This is a genomic window from Cupriavidus sp. CER-90, from assembly GCF_057652055.1.
This window is the reverse complement of record NZ_JBYGYM010000001.1, coordinates 952,958-968,963: the sequence shown is the minus strand read 5'-3', so window position 1 is coordinate 968,963 and position 16,006 is coordinate 952,958. Positions and strand designations below refer to the sequence as shown.

The window sequence follows — 16,006 nt, the reverse complement described above, 5'->3', positions numbered from 1 at the left end:
GTGCGTCACGCCTCGTCGGCGCCGCTGTACCAGTCGATTGTCTGGTCCAAGTAGACCAGGCCCTTGTCGGCCAGGCCGGGGCGCATGTTGTACATGTCCACCCCCAGCACGCCCGATGCCAGCTTGTCCCGCTTGGCCGCCTCCAGGGCTTCGCGCTCGGCCGCCTTGCGGGCGATATCGGCGGCGTGCGGACGCGCCACCACGACCACGCCGTCGTCGTCCGCCACGATCACGTCGCCCGGGCGCACCTGCGCGCCGGCGCAGACCACCGGCACATTGACTGCGCCCAAGGTTTCTTTGACCGCGCCTTGTGCCGACACCGAGCGGGACCACACCGGAAAACCCATCGCATTGAGCGTCGATACGTCACGGCAGCCCGCGTCGAGGATCAGGCCCCGAGCGCCGCGCGCCTTCAGCGACGTGGCCAGCAGGTCGCCGAACACGCCGTCGGTGCAGTCGCTGGTCAGCGCCACCACCAGGACGTCGCCCGGCTGGATCATCTCCACGGCCACGTGGATCATCCAGTTGTCGCCCGGATGCATCAGGGCCGTGACGGCGCTGCCGGCGATGGCCGTGCCCGACTGGATCGGGCGCAGGTACGGCTTCATCAGGCCAGTGCGGCGCTGGGCCTCGTGCACTGTTGCCACGCCGGACTTGCCCAGCGAATCGATGTCGCGCGCCTCGGCGCGCAGGATGTTGCGGTAGGCAACGTTTCTCATGCCAAAACCTCCGATACTTGCGGAAACACGCGGGCATAGCCCTCGCCGTATTGAATCTTGCGGTCCGAATTGCGCGTGGCCTGCGCGCCGCGCTGCAGCGCCACGCGCGTGTAGTACTCCCACAGATGCTCCTGCGCGGCCATGGTCGTGAAAGCCCGCTGCTTCTTCTCCCAGACGGATGAAATGTCCAGCAGGACGTCAGGCTTCCAGTTGCACTGTTCGGGCTGATGCGGCTCGAAGAGGAACACCGGCGGCGCGCCAATCACCGGCACTTCGGGCTTGTAGCCGTGGGCCTGGGCGATGACCCGCGCTTCCTGCGCCACGTGCGTGGCCAGCGGATGATCGAAGTTGTAGATGTCCTCGCGCGAATGGCTGAGCACCAGTTCCGGGCGGATCTCGCGGTAGATGTCGGCCAGGCGCAGTAGCGCCTGGTCGGGCACGCGCAGCGGATAGTCGCCCAGGTCGAAGCATTCCAGCGTGCCGCCCAGGATGTCGGCGGCTCGCTGCGCCTCTTCGAGACGTGCAGCCTTGACGCGCTCGATCGTCATGCCCGGCTGGCGCCACATCTTGGCCGATTCGCCACGCTCGCCGAACGACAGGCACACGATGCGCACGTGGTAGCCGCGCTCTGCGTACAGCGCGATCGCGCCGCCTGCACGCCAGACAAAGTCGGCCGCATGGGCGCTAACCACCAGGATCGACGGCTGGGTTGCTTGGGGTTGGGACATCGTAACTTCCTTAAATCTGTAACTGTAGGAACGTCAGTCCGCGGTGATGCCGGCCTTGCGGATCACGTTGTTCCACGTCGTGGTTTCCGACTTCACGAACTGGCCGAACTGTTCCGGCGTGCCCGATACGATCGTCACGCCAAGCTGGCCCAGTTGCTTCTTGACCTCGGGGTCGGCCAGCGCGGTGTTGGCGGCGGTGTTGAGTTGCTTGATGACCGGCGCGGGCGTCTTGGCCGGCGCCACCAGGCCCCACCACACCGACGCGGTGAAGTTCGGCAGGCCCTCTTCCTTGGCCGTCGGCACGTTCGGCAGTTGCGCCGAATGCTGGGCACTGGCCACCGCCAGCGGACGCAGCGTGCCGGCCTTGATATGCGAAACCACTTCGAGCGGATTGATCGGCATGAACGTGATGCGCTCGCCGATCAGGTCGGTAATTGCAGGCGCGCCGCCTTTGTAGGGCACGTGGAGCACGTCGATGCCGGCCGTGTCCTTGAGCATCTCGCCGGCTAGATGGCCCGAGCTGCCATTGCCGGCCGATGCGTAGTTGAGCTTGCCCGGCTGCGCCTTGGCCTGTGCCACCAGGTCCTTCAACGACTTGAAGGGCGACTTGGCCGGCACCACCACCACCAGCGAAGCTTCGCCGATGCGCGCGATGGGCGCGAAATCGGTGGTCGGATTGAAACTGAGCTTGTTGAACAGTGCCGCGTTGGTAGCCAGGCTGTTCGACGCCATCATGATCGTGTAGCCATCGGCCGGAGCCTTGGCGACGTAATCCATGCCGATATTGGTGCTTGCGCCGGGCCGGTTGTCGACGATGATCGGCTGCTTGAGCAGTTGACTCATGCGCTGGCCTACCGAGCGGGCCACGATGTCGACAGCGCCGCCGGCCGCGTACGGCACCACCAGGCGGATCGGCTTGTCCGGATAACTGTCGGCCAGCGCCACGGTGGCGCCCAGCGACAGAGCTGCCACCGTGGCGGCCATCAGCGATGCCAATACCGGGCGGCTCCCGCCCTGCAGATTACGAATACGAACGAGCCCGCGCAGCATGCAAGTCTCCATATGTTGTAAGGATGTGCTCGCATTCTGGGCGGCCTCCGTGATACTGTCCAATACGTTTTCAGATTGCTTGTTATTCCGAAACCCTATCAATGGACTTTCGCCAACTTCGCTATTTCGTGGCCGTGGCCGAGGCACTGAGCTTCAGTGAAGCCGCACGGCGACTGCATGTGAGCCAGCCTCCGCTCAGTGTGCAGATCAAGGCGCTGGAAGAAGAATTGGGCAGTGCGTTGCTGGAGCGGTCGCGGCATCATGTGGCCCTGACACCCGCCGGCGAGCTGTTTCTGGACAAGGCACGCGCGGCGCTGGCGAACCTCGACCAAGCTCGCGAAGTGGTCAGGCAGGTGGCTTCGGGCGAGGCCGGAGAGATTCGGGTCGGGTTCACCGCGTCGGTGCCGATGCAGGACATCTTTCCGCGTGCCGTGCATGCGTTCCGCGAGGCGCATCGCAATGCGAAGCTGGAACTGGTCCACATGTCCACGGGACAGCAACTGCAGCAATTGGAGAACGGCGAGATCGATATCGCGTTCCTGCGCCCATCGCCGCAATTCCGGCCGCCGGCCAGCATTGCCGTGCGCGAGGTACTGGCTGACCGGCTGGTGGCGGTGGTGCCGGTGGCTCATCCGTTGGTGGCGGGCCAGCACGAGATCGACATCGGCGCGCTGTCTGGCGAACGCTTCCTGCTGTTCCCGCGCGGCCTGGGCTGCGGCCTGTTCGATCACGCTACCACGCTGTGCAACCGCGCGGGGTTCGCGCCGAACGTCGCACAGGAAGCGCGGGAGGCCACCACGATCATCGGCCTGGTGGCCAGCGGCGCGGGAATTTCGGTATTGCCGCAGATCTATGCTCGGACGGGCATTCCGGGCGTGGCCTACTTGCCCATCGCCGGCCCGGACGCCGCCAGCCGCATCCTGATGGCGCATCGCGCCGAAGCGTTGTCGCCGATCATGAAGCGGTTCGTGGGGTATTTCTGAAAGGCGGCCCGCTTCCGACCTGCCGGTCCTGCCACGCTCGGCTTGACCAGGATCCTTAACGTCGGCTCGATCACCCCTGGACGGTTACGACTTGCTGCTTGTCCACTGCGTGCCGCTGCTTGTTCCGCCAGCCACGGAATAGAGTGCGCCCGGCGCATTGCGCGTCTTCTGAAACTCTTCCAGCGACTGTCCGCGCATGGCCGCGTAGATGTGCAGGTTGGACACCCCGCTCACTGCACCGAGTTTTTCCAGCAGGAAGAAGATCACACCGTAGTGAATCATGCCGCGCCAGTCGCGCCGTGTGATGAGGTCGCGCTCTTCGTCGGTCAGGCCGGCCGCATCATAGGTGGCAACCGGCTCGCTCCGGAAACGTTTGCGGAAGTCCGGGTCGATGAGCTGGTGCAGATAGCGGTTGATCCGATACGCGCGCACGCTGCGTTCGAGCGTGAACGGGTACGTGCCTTCGAGTTCCTCGATCCCCTCGAGTTGGTGGCCGATATGTTGCCGCTGGTGGGCGGCGCGCGTGGCCACCACGTCAGCGTCCTCAGTGGCGACGTTCTCGTACACCGCCACGGCGATGCCGGTCATCGACGGCAGATAATAATCGCGATGCAGGCAGCGCACGTCGCCCATCGCGCCTCGCATGACCATCCACATCACTACCTCGGCGCTCTCGAAGCCGCCACGCTTTGCGAACTCGGCATGCGTGATGTCCAGCAACTTTTGCGGCTCGCGCTCGAACAGATCCAGGAATTCGTGGTCCCATGCCGTGTTGTTGAAGCCCGCGCGCTCCCCATGCACCTGGTGAGACAGTCCGCCGGTAGCAACGATCGCTACCTTGAGATCCTCGGGATAACTTTCCACGGCACGGCGAATCGCCTGGCCAAGCTTGAAGCAGCGGCGCGCGGATGGTGCTGGGAATTGCAGCACCCCAACCTGCAGCGGAAGTATCTTCACGGGCCATGCGCCGTCGTGCGGCAGCATCACCGACATCGGCGAAAAACAGCCGTGATCGAGCGGCTTATCCTGGAAGAACGACATGTCGAACTCATCGGCCACCAGAGACGCGCCAACGTGCCGGGCCAGTTCGACGTGCCCATATGCCGGCGGCAGGTTGCGCGGACCGCCCCCTTCGTCAGCGGCCTCGTATTTCTCGCCGATGCCCAGTGCGAAGGCCGAGTAGTGATCGAAAAAGAACGACGTGACGTGGTCGTTGTAGATCACAAGCAGTACGTCTGGCTTCCTTTGTTGCAGCCACTCGCTCACCGGCGCGTAGGCCGCGAAGATCGGTGCCCATGCGGGGTCCTGCTGCTTGCCCGCGTCCAGCGCGAAGCCGATGGTGGGCGTATGGGATGAGGCGATTGCGCCGATGATGGTGGCCATAAGTCAGTACGTCAGGCTGTGACCGCGCGAAGCTGTGCCCGCTTGGTCGAAACAATGGAAATCGCTGCCACGGTGGCGGGGACGGCCAGGATGGCGATCACCGCGCTGAAGCTCCAGCCCATCGAAAGCAGAAGACCACCGGCCATCGAGCCCGTGATGCTGCCGAATCGGCCGATGCCCAGCATCCAGCTCACGCCGGTGGCTCGCACCAGCGTCGGGTAGCACTGCGGTGCGAACGCGTTCAGGCCGGTCTGCGCACCGCTCATGCAGAAGCCCGCCAGCAGCACATAGGCCGCGAACATCGACGACATCACGCTGCCTGAAGCCAACAGCAGGATAAAAACCGCGCCCGTCACATACGCCACACCGATTACGCGATGCGGCGCAAAGCGGTCCATGCAGTATCCCACCACCAGCGCGCCAACGGTGCCGCCGAGCTGGAACAGTGCAGTCAGGTTGGCAGCGCGTTCGATAGGCAGGCCGGCGTCCTTGATCAGCGTGGGCAGCCAGCCGCTGAGCAGGTAAATCACGAGCAGGCCCATGAAATAGGTCACCCACAGCGCCAGCGTCATGCCGCGATAGCCCGTGGACAACAGGGTACGCACTGGCTGCTTGCCCGGCACGGCCGGCTCGCTGATCGTGAAGGTCGTTCCGGCGGCAATCTCGCTGCCCACCACGCGCCGCAGCGTACGAGCGATGCGTTCGGGCGAAGCATTGCGCGCCACCAGGAAGCGGGCCGATTCCGGAATCAGCAAGATGTACAGCGGCAGGCAGACCAGAGGGATCGCTCCGCCAACGATCAGCACGGCGCGCCATCCGTGCTCGGGCAGGATGGCGGCGGCACCGAAGCCGACCAGCGCCGAGCCGAGGTTGAAGCCCGTGAACATCGTGGCAAGCAGCATGCTTCGCGAACGCTCCGGTACGTACTCCGACAATAGTGTGGTGGTGCTGGGCATTGCCGCACCCAATCCCAGGCCGGTCAGAAAACGCAGCACCGACAATTGCGTGGTGTTTTCCGCGAACGCGCACAGCAGGTTGAAGACGCCGAAGAGGAAGACCGAGCCGATCAACAGCTTCTTGCGGCCGAAACGGTCGGACATCGGCCCTACCAACAGCGCCCCGATGGCCAGTCCAATCGGGGCGGCGCTCATCACCACGCCGAAGGCGGCCTTGGAAATACCCCACTCCTTGGTGATGCCCGGCGCCAGGAAGCCCATGATAGCCACATCGATGCCATCGGTGGCGACGATCATGAAACACAGTACCAGCAGCAGCCACTGGTAGCCTGACATCTTTCGTTCGTTGATATGGGCCCGGATATCGAGCCGTTGGGTGGTCATGTGCCGTCTCCTGGCATAGTCCCGCCGAGCGTGCTACGGCGGAATCTTGTTATCGGTAAGCTAATCGCCGCATGGGCGGATGGCCGCGCACCCCCTGTGTACGGCAACGGCAGTCTACGTTCGAGCCGGGTCTGCAGTATTGCTTTGTGGGGCGGCCCGCGTTGCCGTTTACTTATCGGCCCCGGGTTTCCATGGATTGGCTGGCCTGCCGCAGCGCGGCGATCAGGGCATCGGCGCCCGGAGAAAGGCGTGCCCCTGCGCGCGTGGTGATGCCGATACTGCGCGTGGTGTCGGACAGCGGCAGGTCCAGTTCGACCAGCCAGCCGGCCTCGATCTCGTGGTGCAACTGGTGCGCCGACAGTGCGGTGACCAGATCGCCTTGCAGCAGCAAGCCGCGCACCAGAGCCAGGTCACCCGTTTCCACCAGCGGTTGCGGCAGCGCCAGCCCGCGCGAAGCGAATACGCCATCCAGCGCCTGCCGCGACGGCGACGCGGCGCGCGACAGCACCCAGGGATAGGGCTCCAGGTCGGCAAGCGTGATGCGCTTGCGGTGGGCCAGCGGATGCGAAGCCCGCGCGATCAGCGCGATACGGTCGGTGAACAGGACTTCCGTGGCAAGTCCTTGCGAAGGATGCGGTCGCAATGCGCCCAGGATGAAATCGATGCGCCCGCTTAGCAGGCCCCCGGTGAGTTCCTCGTAAGGGCTCTCCAGCGAGCGGAAACGCAGTCGCGGGTGCCGGCGGTGGACATCGGCGATGGCCATGGGCATCAACAGCGTGCGGCCCAGCGGCAGTGCGCCGATGGTCACGGCGCCTTCCAGCACGCCTTGCAGCGCGGCAATATCGGCCCGGATGTGGCGCAGTTCGGCCAGCGCGCGCTCAAAGCGCACCACCCACCGGCTACCGGCATCGGTGGGCACCATGCCGCGTGCCGTCCGCGTGAAGACAGGCTGGCCCAGCGCATCCTCCAGCCGGGTGATGGCTTGGCTCACCGCCGATTGCGATACACCCACCGACGCCGCCACGCTGGGCATATGGTGTACCTCGGCCAGCATCACGGCCACCTCCAGGCGGCGCTCGTTGTGCAGGGCTTCGAGGCTGGCTACGGTGACGCCGGGGCGGGTGCGCAGGCGCACCGCTTCGTCGCGCACCTCGCGCAACGCCGCTTCGATATGGCGGGCTCGCTCCAGCACGAGTTCGCCAGCACGCGTCAGCAGCATGCCGCGCCCCTTGCGTTCGAACAACGCCACACCGAGCGTCTGTTCCAGCGCCGCCACCGAGCGTGCAATGGCCGACGAAGCGCGGTGCAGCGTTTCGGACGAACGGCGCACGCCCCCGGCCGCGGCCACGCCGGCAAATACGTGCAGGTGATGCAGGCTGACGGTCTCCATATCGCTATTGTCGTGTCGGTCTGGGCAGCGCGCCTACGGGCGATAAGCAGATTAGAACAATTGTCGTGCGAGATCGCAACCAAGGACTTGTACCGGGCGCGGATACTGCGGGCACCCGACAAATGCCGAGCCCGCCCACGCTGAACCCGCCATGACGCCATGCCTTGACTCTGATCTGCGCGGCATTCCTTGCACCCTGATGCGGGGCGGTACGTCGCGCGGACCGTTCTTCCTGGCCAGCGACCTTCCCGCGGACACCGCCGCACGCGACCGCGTGCTGCTGGCGGCCATGGGCAGCCCCGACCCGCGCCAGATTGACGGACTGGGCGGCGCGCACCCGCTAACCAGCAAAGTCGGCATTGTGGCGCCCGGCACGCCGGGGCAGGCCGATCTCGACTTTACGTTCGCGCAATTGCAGCCCAATGCGGACACCGTGGACACTACGCCGAACTGCGGCAACATGCTGGCCGCAGTACTGCCGTACGCCATCGAGCGCGGGCTGGTGGCACCGCAGGGAGATTTCACCCGTGCCCGCGTGCTGACACGCAACACGGGCATGCTGTGCGACGTCACGATGCAGACTCCGCAAGGCGTGCCGCGCTTCTATGGCGATGCTCGCATTGATGGCGTGCCGGGCACTGCATCGCCCATCGTGATCAACTTTCTCGACACGGCCGGCTCGGTGTGCCATGCGCTCCTGCCCACAGGCAACGCTGTCGACCGCCTGACAATCATCGACCCCGTAACCGGGAAGCCTCTCGCCATCGATGCCACGCTGATCGACAACGGCATGCCCATGGTGCTGATGCGCGCGGCAGACCTGGGTCGCACGGCCAGAGAATCCGTCGCCGATCTGAATGCCGACAACCCGCTCAAGCAGCGCATCGAAGCCTTGCGGCTGGTTGCCGGCGAGATGATGGGTCTGGGCAATGTGGCGCAGAAAAGCTATCCCAAGATGTGCCTGATCGCAGCGCCGCGCACCGGCGGAAGCATTGCCACGCGGTGCTTCATCCCGCGCGTCTGTCATGACGCCATTGGCGTATTGGCTGCCATCACGGTGGGCACGGCGTGCGTGCTTCCCGGCACGGTGGCAGAGGGCGTGGCGGTCGTCGACGCAGGACCGGTTCACGCCATCAACGTCGAACATCCCACCGGCGACTTCGCAGTGGAACTTGAAACCGATCTCGCCGATCCCGGCACGATACTCCGCAGCGCGCTGATCCGTACGGCGCGTCCCATCATGCGCGGCGAGGTGCTGGTTCCGGCCAGCGCCTGGCCACTCTGAGCGCTCTGTTTATGATCATTGATTGCCACGGGCATTTCACCACCGCCCCGAACGCACTGGAAGCTTGGCGCAAGCGCCAGATTGCCGCGCTGAGCGCACCTGAGCAGGCGCCGTCCGTCAGCGACCTGCACATCAGCGACGACGAACTGCGAGAAGCCATCGAAGGCAACCAGTTGCGCCTGATGCGCGAGCGCGGCGCCGACCTGACGATTTTCTCGCCGCGCGCCTCGTTCATGGCGCACCACATCGGCAACTTCGAGACCAGTGCCACGTGGGCGGCCATCTGCAACACGCTTTGCCATCGCGTCAGCGAACTGTTCCCCGATCACTTCGTGGGTGCCGCCATGCTGCCCCAGTCGCCGGGCGTGGATACGGGGAGTTGCGTGGCCGAGCTGGAACGCTGCGTGCTCGAGTACGGCTTTGTCGGTGTGAACCTGAATCCCGATCCCTCTGGCGGCCACTGGACTTCGCCGCCGCTGTCCGACCCCTACTGGTTCCCGATCTACGAAAAGATGGTGGAGCTCGACGTGCCGGCGATGATCCACGTCAGCACCAGTTGCAACGCCTGCTTCCACACCACCGGTGCCCACTACCTGAACGCCGACACCACAGCTTTCATGCAGGTGCTGACCAGTGACCTGTTCCGGCGCTTTCCCACGCTGAAGTTCGTGATTCCCCATGGCGGCGGCGCCGTGCCTTACCACTGGGGCCGGTTCCGTGGCCTGGCGCAGGAAATGAAGCTGCCGCCGTTGCAGGAGCATCTGCTTAACAACGTGTTCTTCGATACCTGCGTCTACCACCAGCCCGGCATCGACCTGCTGACCCGCGTGATTCCCGTGGAAAACGTGCTGTTTGCCTCGGAAATGATCGGCGCGGTACGTGGCATCGACCCCGAGACCGGACACTACTACGACGACACCCGCCGCTATATCGACGAGGCTGCGTTGTCGGCCCAGGAACGGCATCTGATCTACGAAGGCAACGCACGTCGCGTGTACACGCGCCTGGACGCGCGGCTGAAGGCGCGCGGCATGTAGGCGGACTTAATCACGCGGCACAGACCGAACAAGAATATCAACGGAGGAGAAAACGATGAAACTGCGCCCCCTGGCGTTTTCGATCGCGCTTGGGCTGCCCGCCCTGGCGCACGCCCAATCCGTGACGCTCTACGGTGTCATCGATACGGGCGTCGAGTACCTGAACCACGTCGGCGCCGCCGGGAATTCGGTGGTGAAGATGGCCAACCTGAGCGGCACCGTGCCGTCGCGCTGGGGCCTGCGCGGCACCGAGGACCTTGGCGGCGGCATGAAGGCCAACTTCGTGCTGGAATCCGGATTTGCTCCCGATAGTGGCGTCACCAACCAGGGCGGCCGCCTGTTCGGGCGGCAAGCGTGGGTGGGCCTGAGCGGCAACTGGGGCCAGGTCAGTCTGGGCCGGCAGTACACGATGCTGTTCTGGGCCATGCTCGACACCGACATTCTCGGGCCCAACGCCTATGGTTCCAGTTCGCTCGACAATTACCTGCCCAACGCCCGCGCGGACAACGCCATTGCCTACAAGGGCAAGTTCGGCGGGTTCACGGTCGGGGCGACGTACAGCTTCGGCCGCGATTCGGTCAATGCGGGGCCCAGCCCATCCGGCACGAACTGCGCAGGCGAGACCGCTGGCAACATGACCACTTGCCGCGAATGGTCGGCGATGCTCGGCTACGAAACCAACTGGTGGGGCGTGCTTGCTGCCTATGACTCGCTGCGTGGCGGCCCTGGCGCGTTCGCCGGCCTGACATCAAGCGAGCTCAAGGACGACCGTGCCACGGTGGGCGGCTATGCGCTCGTAGGCCGCGCCAAGATCGGCGCGGGCTGGCTGGCGCGCCGCAACGGGGCGCTGGCCACACCGCGCAGCAACATGTACTACGCAGGCGTCGCGTACGACATCACGCCACAGGTAACGCTGTCAGGCGAAGCGTTCTACCTTGACTACCGCCACAGCTCCGACCGCGCATGGCTGGGCGCCGTACGCGCCAGCTACGCATTCTCGAAGCGGACCTCGGTGTACTCGACATTCGGCTACATCGACAATGGTGGCAAGCTCGCGCTCTCGGTAGATAGCGCGTCGACCGGTGCCAGCCCGGTAGCGGGCGGCACCCAGCTTGGCGCGATGCTAGGTGTCAAGCACGTCTTCTGACCTCGTCGCCGCACACGGGGAGCTCCAACTGGCCCACACTCCGTTAGTGCTGACGGGTGTGGGATTTTTTTGGTTGGCTTTGCGAAGAGCCTTGCACTGGATAAAAGCTATGTACTAATCCACTGCAGCGCGTTACTAGGAGGCTTGGATCGGTTCTGACGTACCGGAACCGCACCGTCCGTTTGCGGGAGGCCGTTGCTCTGGCATGATTGGACGGCGTTGTATGCGAACAGCCTCGCGTGGGCAACCGCTATTTACTGGGCAACGGCAACTCGTCAATGACGGGCGTGTCGGTTGGCGTCCGGCACAACTTTTCAGGCATCGGCACATTGGCCGTCCGGTCCCAACTTCGTTCGTGAGTAGGCGCGGCCGGACGGATTTTTAGCGAAATCCGAACGGCTGAAGTCGTCTAGGAAGCTGCCACTCGGAATGTCTGGGCCATTGTCCGCTTCGGGCCGGCGTCAGCCGTCGGCGTAGCGCCGCCCGACAAAGTAAGCGCCAAAATGAACTGTGTCGCGCGCGGGAACGCAGAGCGGTATTTCGTATGTTGAATCTACCGCCTTAAGGATGCGCCGTAGCGGCTTGACGGGGCATCCTGGCGGCCATACGCATAAGGCTGTCGAATGCGCGATCGGACAGTAGACGGCGCATCAAGATCATAGGCCTGGCACCGAAGCCCACCGCGTAACGTGTCTTCGGACGTGTTGCATTGACAGCCTTGGCAATCGTGTCAGCGATCAGTTGGGGCGGCGACTGACGATTGCCGCTGGCCTCATTGACCATGAGATTTGCCATGGCATTGGCCTGAGGGGCATACGAGCCCTTGCCGGACACCTTCTGGAGGTTTTGCGCTGCGATGCCGGCCCACTCCGTCTTGATCCCGCCTGGCTCTATCACCACTACGTCAATGCCGAAGGGCTCCACTTCCATACGCAGGCAGTCGCTGATTGCCTCGAGCGCAAACTTGGTGCCGTGGTACCAGGCACCCAAAGGCGTGTGGATCTTGCCGCCCATCGACGTGATGTTGACGATGGTGCCAGAGCGTTGCGCACGCATATGTGGCAGTGCCAACTGGATCAGGCGCACGGCCCCAAACACGTTAACGTCGAACTGGGCGCGGGCTTCGTTTAGCGGTACGTCCTCGACCGCGCCATAGGACCCATACCCCGCGTTGTTGACCAACACGTCGAGGCGGCCTGACTTGGCGATGATCTCTTGTATCGCAGACTGCATGGCGGCATCGTCCGTCACGTCCAGCGCAAGGACGTGAGCACCGGCGTCCGCCAGGCCGCGCATCCGGTCTACGCGACGCGCGGCCGCGTAGACGGTGTAGCCTTGCGCCATGAGCTTGAGTACGGTGGCTTCGCCGATGCCCGAAGAAGCGCCTGTCACGAGAGCGACTTTGGAGTTCATAGTGACCTTCTTTGATGGGTTAAGGGACGTAGCGATCTCGATTCGGCGCGCCGTCCTTGCTATGGACTGTACGTCGCAAGGCCCATGGTGGCTCTAGCGATCGGCGCCATGATTCAAGCAAAAGGCGCCAAGCGCCTTGCCGGTGGCGTCAAGACATCGACCCCACCATGCTCCTGGTCAAGGCGCGGCGCCAATGCTGGCGAGCGTGCCGGAAGGGAGAACGATCACCCCCTCAGCCGTAGGCACGGTCTTGACGAGGGATCGCGCGACCGCGTGTGCGTGAACGGGGCGATAGGCGCCGGGCAGCAGAGGCGCCAGCAGCTTGGCGATGGGGATGGCGATCTGTTCACCGAGACGCGACGGTTGCTGCAGGCCCTCACGGGAATCCAACAGCAGCGAAGGTCGCGCGATCACCAGCGTCGCCCACCTCATAGACTTGAGGGCATCCTCCAGTTCACCTTTGACGCGACTGTAGAACGTGGAGGATCTGGCGTTTGCTCCTGCAGCACTAACCAGACCCATGCGACGGGCCCCTGCAGCAATCCCGGCCCTGGCTACGGCAAGATTGGCCTCTAGGTCGACGGCGCGGAACGCCGCTTGACTGCCGGCCACCTTGATCGTGGTGCCGAGCGCCAGATACACCTCGTCGGCCTGTGGAAGGGCGGGCAGCCGGTTGAAATCCACCACGTGGACCTGGAGCTTGGGATGGTCGGCCCGCAATGGACGCCGACTCAAGGCGTGCACCTGAGACACGGTCGGGTCAGCCAGCAAGGTCTGAAGCATCAGGCCCCCTACAAGTCCTGTGGCGCCGGCCAGCAACACCCTGCGGTGATCGATGCGCGTGGACATAGTGTGCTTCGCCTCAGTTCATGCGCATGGTTTGACGGGCCCTGTCAGGCGTTTGCCCGGTCCAGTCCTGGAATGCACGATAAAAGGAGTTGGGATCCTCGAAACCGAGGAGGAAGGCTATCTCGCCGGCGGACATCGTGGTGTTCCCCAGGTAATGACGGGCTAGACGCTCACGTGTGGCGTTGACCAACGCGCGAAAGTTCTCGCCCTCGTCTTCAAGGCGACGCTGCAGCGTACGCTTGCTCATGCCCAATCGCTCGGCTGCCTGCTCGATGGTGGCAGCGTTGCTGGGTAACAGTTCCAGGAGGACGGCGCGTACACGCTCAGACGTTGCCGCCGTCGCATCCAGTTCGCTGAGCCGCCGTCGCAGGTCTGGCTCGAACACGCGCCACATTCCAACGTTTACTGTGAGAAACGGACGGATGGCATCTTCCGCAGAGAACGTGATGCTTGGGTTCCTTCCCCGTTCGACAGGAACGCCGAAGAACTTCTCGAACCGCTTGGCATAAGCCGCCGGGGGCAGTTGTGGAAGAGTTACCCGGCACGCCTGGATGGGCTCACGAGTGGCGAGGCGGGCCAATCGCAGAAAGAATGCGATCTCAGCCACTTGCAGGGAATAGGGAATATCGACTTGAATCGACAGCCAGTGCGGCGACACCATCAGCTCTCCCGCCTTGCTCACGTCAACCTCCAGGCTCATGGGCGCGATAAGTTGCTTGTATTTGGCAAGGCGCTGTACAGCCTGCATCAGATTCGCGCTGCATAGGGCGGCGAACAGAGGCGGATCGAAAGACTCGGCCGCAATCATTTCGACGATGCGCAATGGAAACATTGTGTCGGCGGCTTCTGCCTCAAGTGCACGCCAGAAACGGAACCACTCGTCCGTCGTCAGGCCATGCGCGCCGCGGAAAAATAGATCTTCAGGAAGCCCGGCTCTGCGCAGTACTTGATCTGGTCGGAGGCCGAAGTCCTTTAGCAGGGGCTGCCACCCTATGTCCAAGGAAAAAGTTTGGCTGCGGCGCATAAATGTTCATTCAAGAGCCCACACTTGAGCTCGGTACTGGAGAAGTAAATGCAGTATATGGCGCCAGGGCCCGTTTGCGCATGCAAAGCGCGCCAGTGTGGCTGCAATGCATGCCATGATGCGTAGTCTCGTCGAACTCGCCCACTGCGCCGGCCGCGATCGTCGAAGGCAACTCCGACCAATCTGTGCCTTTCATTCGTATTGAGCCGACTGCCCAATGACGTTAAGAAATCGGACACGGGCGGCGGGCAGCCCAACCTTCACAGGCTTGACTCTGCGGCGCGCACTCAGGCGCCGTACGGATTCTTGGCGCATCTTCATTTCCATACGGCTATCCGGTTCGCGCCATTGATACGTCAAAATGTATCAGATTGGGGGCATCGTTCTTGGAAAGCGGAATGACTTCTCATGGCCGAAGAAGGCCATCTCTCTTCGCGCCCGTTCGTGTCACGGCAGATACGAAAGCGGGAGGCTGATCAAATCTGCTTGCAATAGAACGTCGTCCCACAGAGTTCGCCGGTGGGCATCAAGGCATAGTTCGGAACGTCTCCCACGCGGTGCCAGCCGACTCGCTGATAGAGACGTTCTGCCGCACCGCCCGTGACGGTATCGAGGACCAGAACGGTTTTGCCCTCCTGCCGCGTGGCCACCTCGGCAGCAATCATAAGTTGCTGCGCGACGCCGTTTCGCCGGGCGCGCCGGTGCACGAGCATCTTGGCGATATCGGCGCGATGCGGCTGATTCTCCGGCTGTGCGGTGATGACTTGCACCGTGCCTACAATCTGGCCCGCTTCATCCTCGGCGACGAGCAAGATTCTCGCGCCTTGTTGAACGTCACCAGCAACTTCGCGCCAGAACGCAATGGCCTTTTCTCGTCCGATAGGCAGCATGAAGCTTACCGACGCACCGCCCTCTACGCAATCAATGAGCACGTCCGCGAGTCCGTCCACACAAGCCTGAGCGTCGTCCGCACAGACACGCCGTATAGTCACAGTGCCGATCATCTGTTTACCCTGAAGTTATTATTCATATTCGCGAGCGCCACGAGGTAGCGCGCAGCCTTTGTAGTCGGATTTCGGAAAGTGATCGGCACGTCCAGGCGCATGGATAGACAGTCTCCTGTTTCAAGGCGCCAAACCGTGTCGCCGACGGTCATCTCCATGGTCCCTTCGATGATCCAGACCTGCTGATGAACCTCTGTTTCCCGCGCCCCCGTCTCGTATGTAACGCGCTGCCCAGCGGGAAAACTGACTTCGACGAGTTGGATCGGAGACGGCGCGGCGGACGACAGGTTGCGACGGACGTATCCTGACGCCGGATCGGTCCAGACGGCCTGTTCGCCGGTGCGCGACATTGGCGATGGGTCCGCGGCAACCTCGGCCTTTTGCTCGAACAGAGAAGCAAGCGTGACGTTCAACGCGGCAGAGAGCTTGTCCAGGACGGAAGCGGTGGGGCTGCTCTGCCCACGCTCGATCAGGGAAATGGCGGAGCGGCTAACTTTGCTGCGCTCAGCCAGCACGTCGAGCGACCAGCCTTGCGAATCGCGAAGTTCTTTCAGACGCTGGGCGATGACCGTGTTGATATCCATGTTTCCAGTTTAATGGATAGTAATTCCCTTAAACTAGAATGGCGGCGCCCCGTTGTCAAGGCCTGCGTCG

General features: G+C 63.6%; 15 protein-coding genes. 4 read left to right on the top strand and 11 right to left on the bottom strand.

All coding sequences use genetic code 11. The annotated features are described in order from the left end of the window. Positions 1-5: 5 nt before the first annotated feature. Genes AC24R4_RS04325 through AC24R4_RS04315 form a run of 3 tightly spaced genes read right to left on the bottom strand, consistent with a single transcriptional unit; the run spans position 6 to position 2,497 of the window. A complete protein-coding gene (locus AC24R4_RS04325) occupies positions 6-719 on the bottom strand; it encodes a 4-carboxy-4-hydroxy-2-oxoadipate aldolase/oxaloacetate decarboxylase (RefSeq protein WP_400391878.1) in 714 nt (237 codons plus the stop codon). Continuing rightward, a complete protein-coding gene (locus AC24R4_RS04320; RefSeq protein ID WP_400391880.1) occupies positions 716-1,447 on the bottom strand; it encodes a PIG-L deacetylase family protein in 732 nt (243 codons plus the stop codon). The genes AC24R4_RS04325 and AC24R4_RS04320 overlap by 4 nt, the downstream gene beginning before the upstream one ends. A 33-nt stretch (positions 1,448-1,480) precedes the next feature. Beyond that, positions 1,481-2,497, bottom strand: a complete 1,017-nt coding sequence (locus tag AC24R4_RS04315) for a Bug family tripartite tricarboxylate transporter substrate binding protein (RefSeq protein WP_400391883.1) — start codon at positions 2,495-2,497, stop codon at positions 1,481-1,483. 101 nt (positions 2,498-2,598) lie between these two features. Here AC24R4_RS04315 and AC24R4_RS04310 point away from each other — a divergent pair, with 101 nt between their 5' ends. Further along, a complete protein-coding gene (locus tag AC24R4_RS04310) occupies positions 2,599-3,480 on the top strand; it encodes a LysR family transcriptional regulator (protein WP_487522341.1) in 882 nt (293 codons plus the stop codon). Between the two features lie 84 nt (positions 3,481-3,564). Here AC24R4_RS04310 and AC24R4_RS04305 read toward each other — a convergent pair whose 3' ends face one another. The 3 genes from AC24R4_RS04305 to AC24R4_RS04295 form a co-directional block, all read right to left on the bottom strand. Beyond that, complete coding sequence (locus AC24R4_RS04305) at positions 3,565-4,863, bottom strand: gallate dioxygenase (RefSeq protein WP_487522340.1); 1,299 nt, start codon at positions 4,861-4,863, stop codon at positions 3,565-3,567. A gap of 11 nt (positions 4,864-4,874) precedes the next feature. Then, positions 4,875-6,203 (bottom strand): MFS transporter, encoded by a 1,329-nt coding sequence (locus AC24R4_RS04300; protein ID WP_487522339.1) that lies wholly within the window; start codon positions 6,201-6,203, stop codon positions 4,875-4,877. Positions 6,204-6,375: 172 nt separating this feature from the next. Next, complete coding sequence (locus AC24R4_RS04295; protein WP_487522338.1) at positions 6,376-7,593, bottom strand: LysR family transcriptional regulator; 1,218 nt, start codon at positions 7,591-7,593, stop codon at positions 6,376-6,378. A gap of 151 nt (positions 7,594-7,744) precedes the next feature. Between AC24R4_RS04295 and AC24R4_RS04290 the strand changes: the two genes are divergently transcribed. The 3 genes from AC24R4_RS04290 to AC24R4_RS04280 are packed head-to-tail and all read left to right on the top strand — an operon-like array spanning position 7,745 to position 11,062. Next, positions 7,745-8,878 (top strand): 4-oxalomesaconate tautomerase, encoded by a 1,134-nt coding sequence (locus AC24R4_RS04290; RefSeq protein ID WP_487522337.1) that lies wholly within the window; start codon positions 7,745-7,747, stop codon positions 8,876-8,878. A gap of 11 nt (positions 8,879-8,889) precedes the next feature. Continuing rightward, positions 8,890-9,915, top strand: coding sequence for an amidohydrolase family protein (locus tag AC24R4_RS04285; protein ID WP_487522336.1), 1,026 nt, complete (start codon positions 8,890-8,892; stop codon positions 9,913-9,915). 55 nt (positions 9,916-9,970) lie between these two features. Then, positions 9,971-11,062 (top strand): porin, encoded by a 1,092-nt coding sequence (locus AC24R4_RS04280; RefSeq protein ID WP_487522335.1) that lies wholly within the window; start codon positions 9,971-9,973, stop codon positions 11,060-11,062. 561 nt (positions 11,063-11,623) lie between these two features. On the opposite strand, the gene AC24R4_RS04275 is transcribed toward AC24R4_RS04280, so the two are convergent. The 5 genes from AC24R4_RS04275 to AC24R4_RS04255 form a co-directional block, all read right to left on the bottom strand. Continuing rightward, the gene (locus AC24R4_RS04275; RefSeq protein WP_487522334.1) at positions 11,624-12,475 is read right to left on the bottom strand and encodes an oxidoreductase; all 852 of its coding nucleotides are present in this window, start codon (positions 12,473-12,475) and stop codon (positions 11,624-11,626) included. A gap of 177 nt (positions 12,476-12,652) precedes the next feature. Next, positions 12,653-13,324 (bottom strand): NAD(P)H-binding protein, encoded by a 672-nt coding sequence (locus AC24R4_RS04270; protein ID WP_487522333.1) that lies wholly within the window; start codon positions 13,322-13,324, stop codon positions 12,653-12,655. 13 nt (positions 13,325-13,337) lie between these two features. After that, the gene (locus tag AC24R4_RS04265) at positions 13,338-14,348 is read right to left on the bottom strand and encodes an AraC family transcriptional regulator (RefSeq protein ID WP_487522332.1); all 1,011 of its coding nucleotides are present in this window, start codon (positions 14,346-14,348) and stop codon (positions 13,338-13,340) included. 476 nt (positions 14,349-14,824) lie between these two features. Then, on the bottom strand, positions 14,825-15,352 hold the full coding sequence (locus AC24R4_RS04260; protein ID WP_487522331.1) for an N-acetyltransferase family protein: 528 nt from the start codon (positions 15,350-15,352) through the stop codon (positions 14,825-14,827). After that, entirely contained in the window at positions 15,349-15,936 is a 588-nt protein-coding gene (locus AC24R4_RS04255; RefSeq protein WP_487522330.1) for a helix-turn-helix domain-containing protein, read from the bottom strand. Before AC24R4_RS04255 ends, AC24R4_RS04260 begins: the two co-directional genes overlap by 4 nt. Positions 15,937-16,006 lie beyond the last annotated feature (70 nt).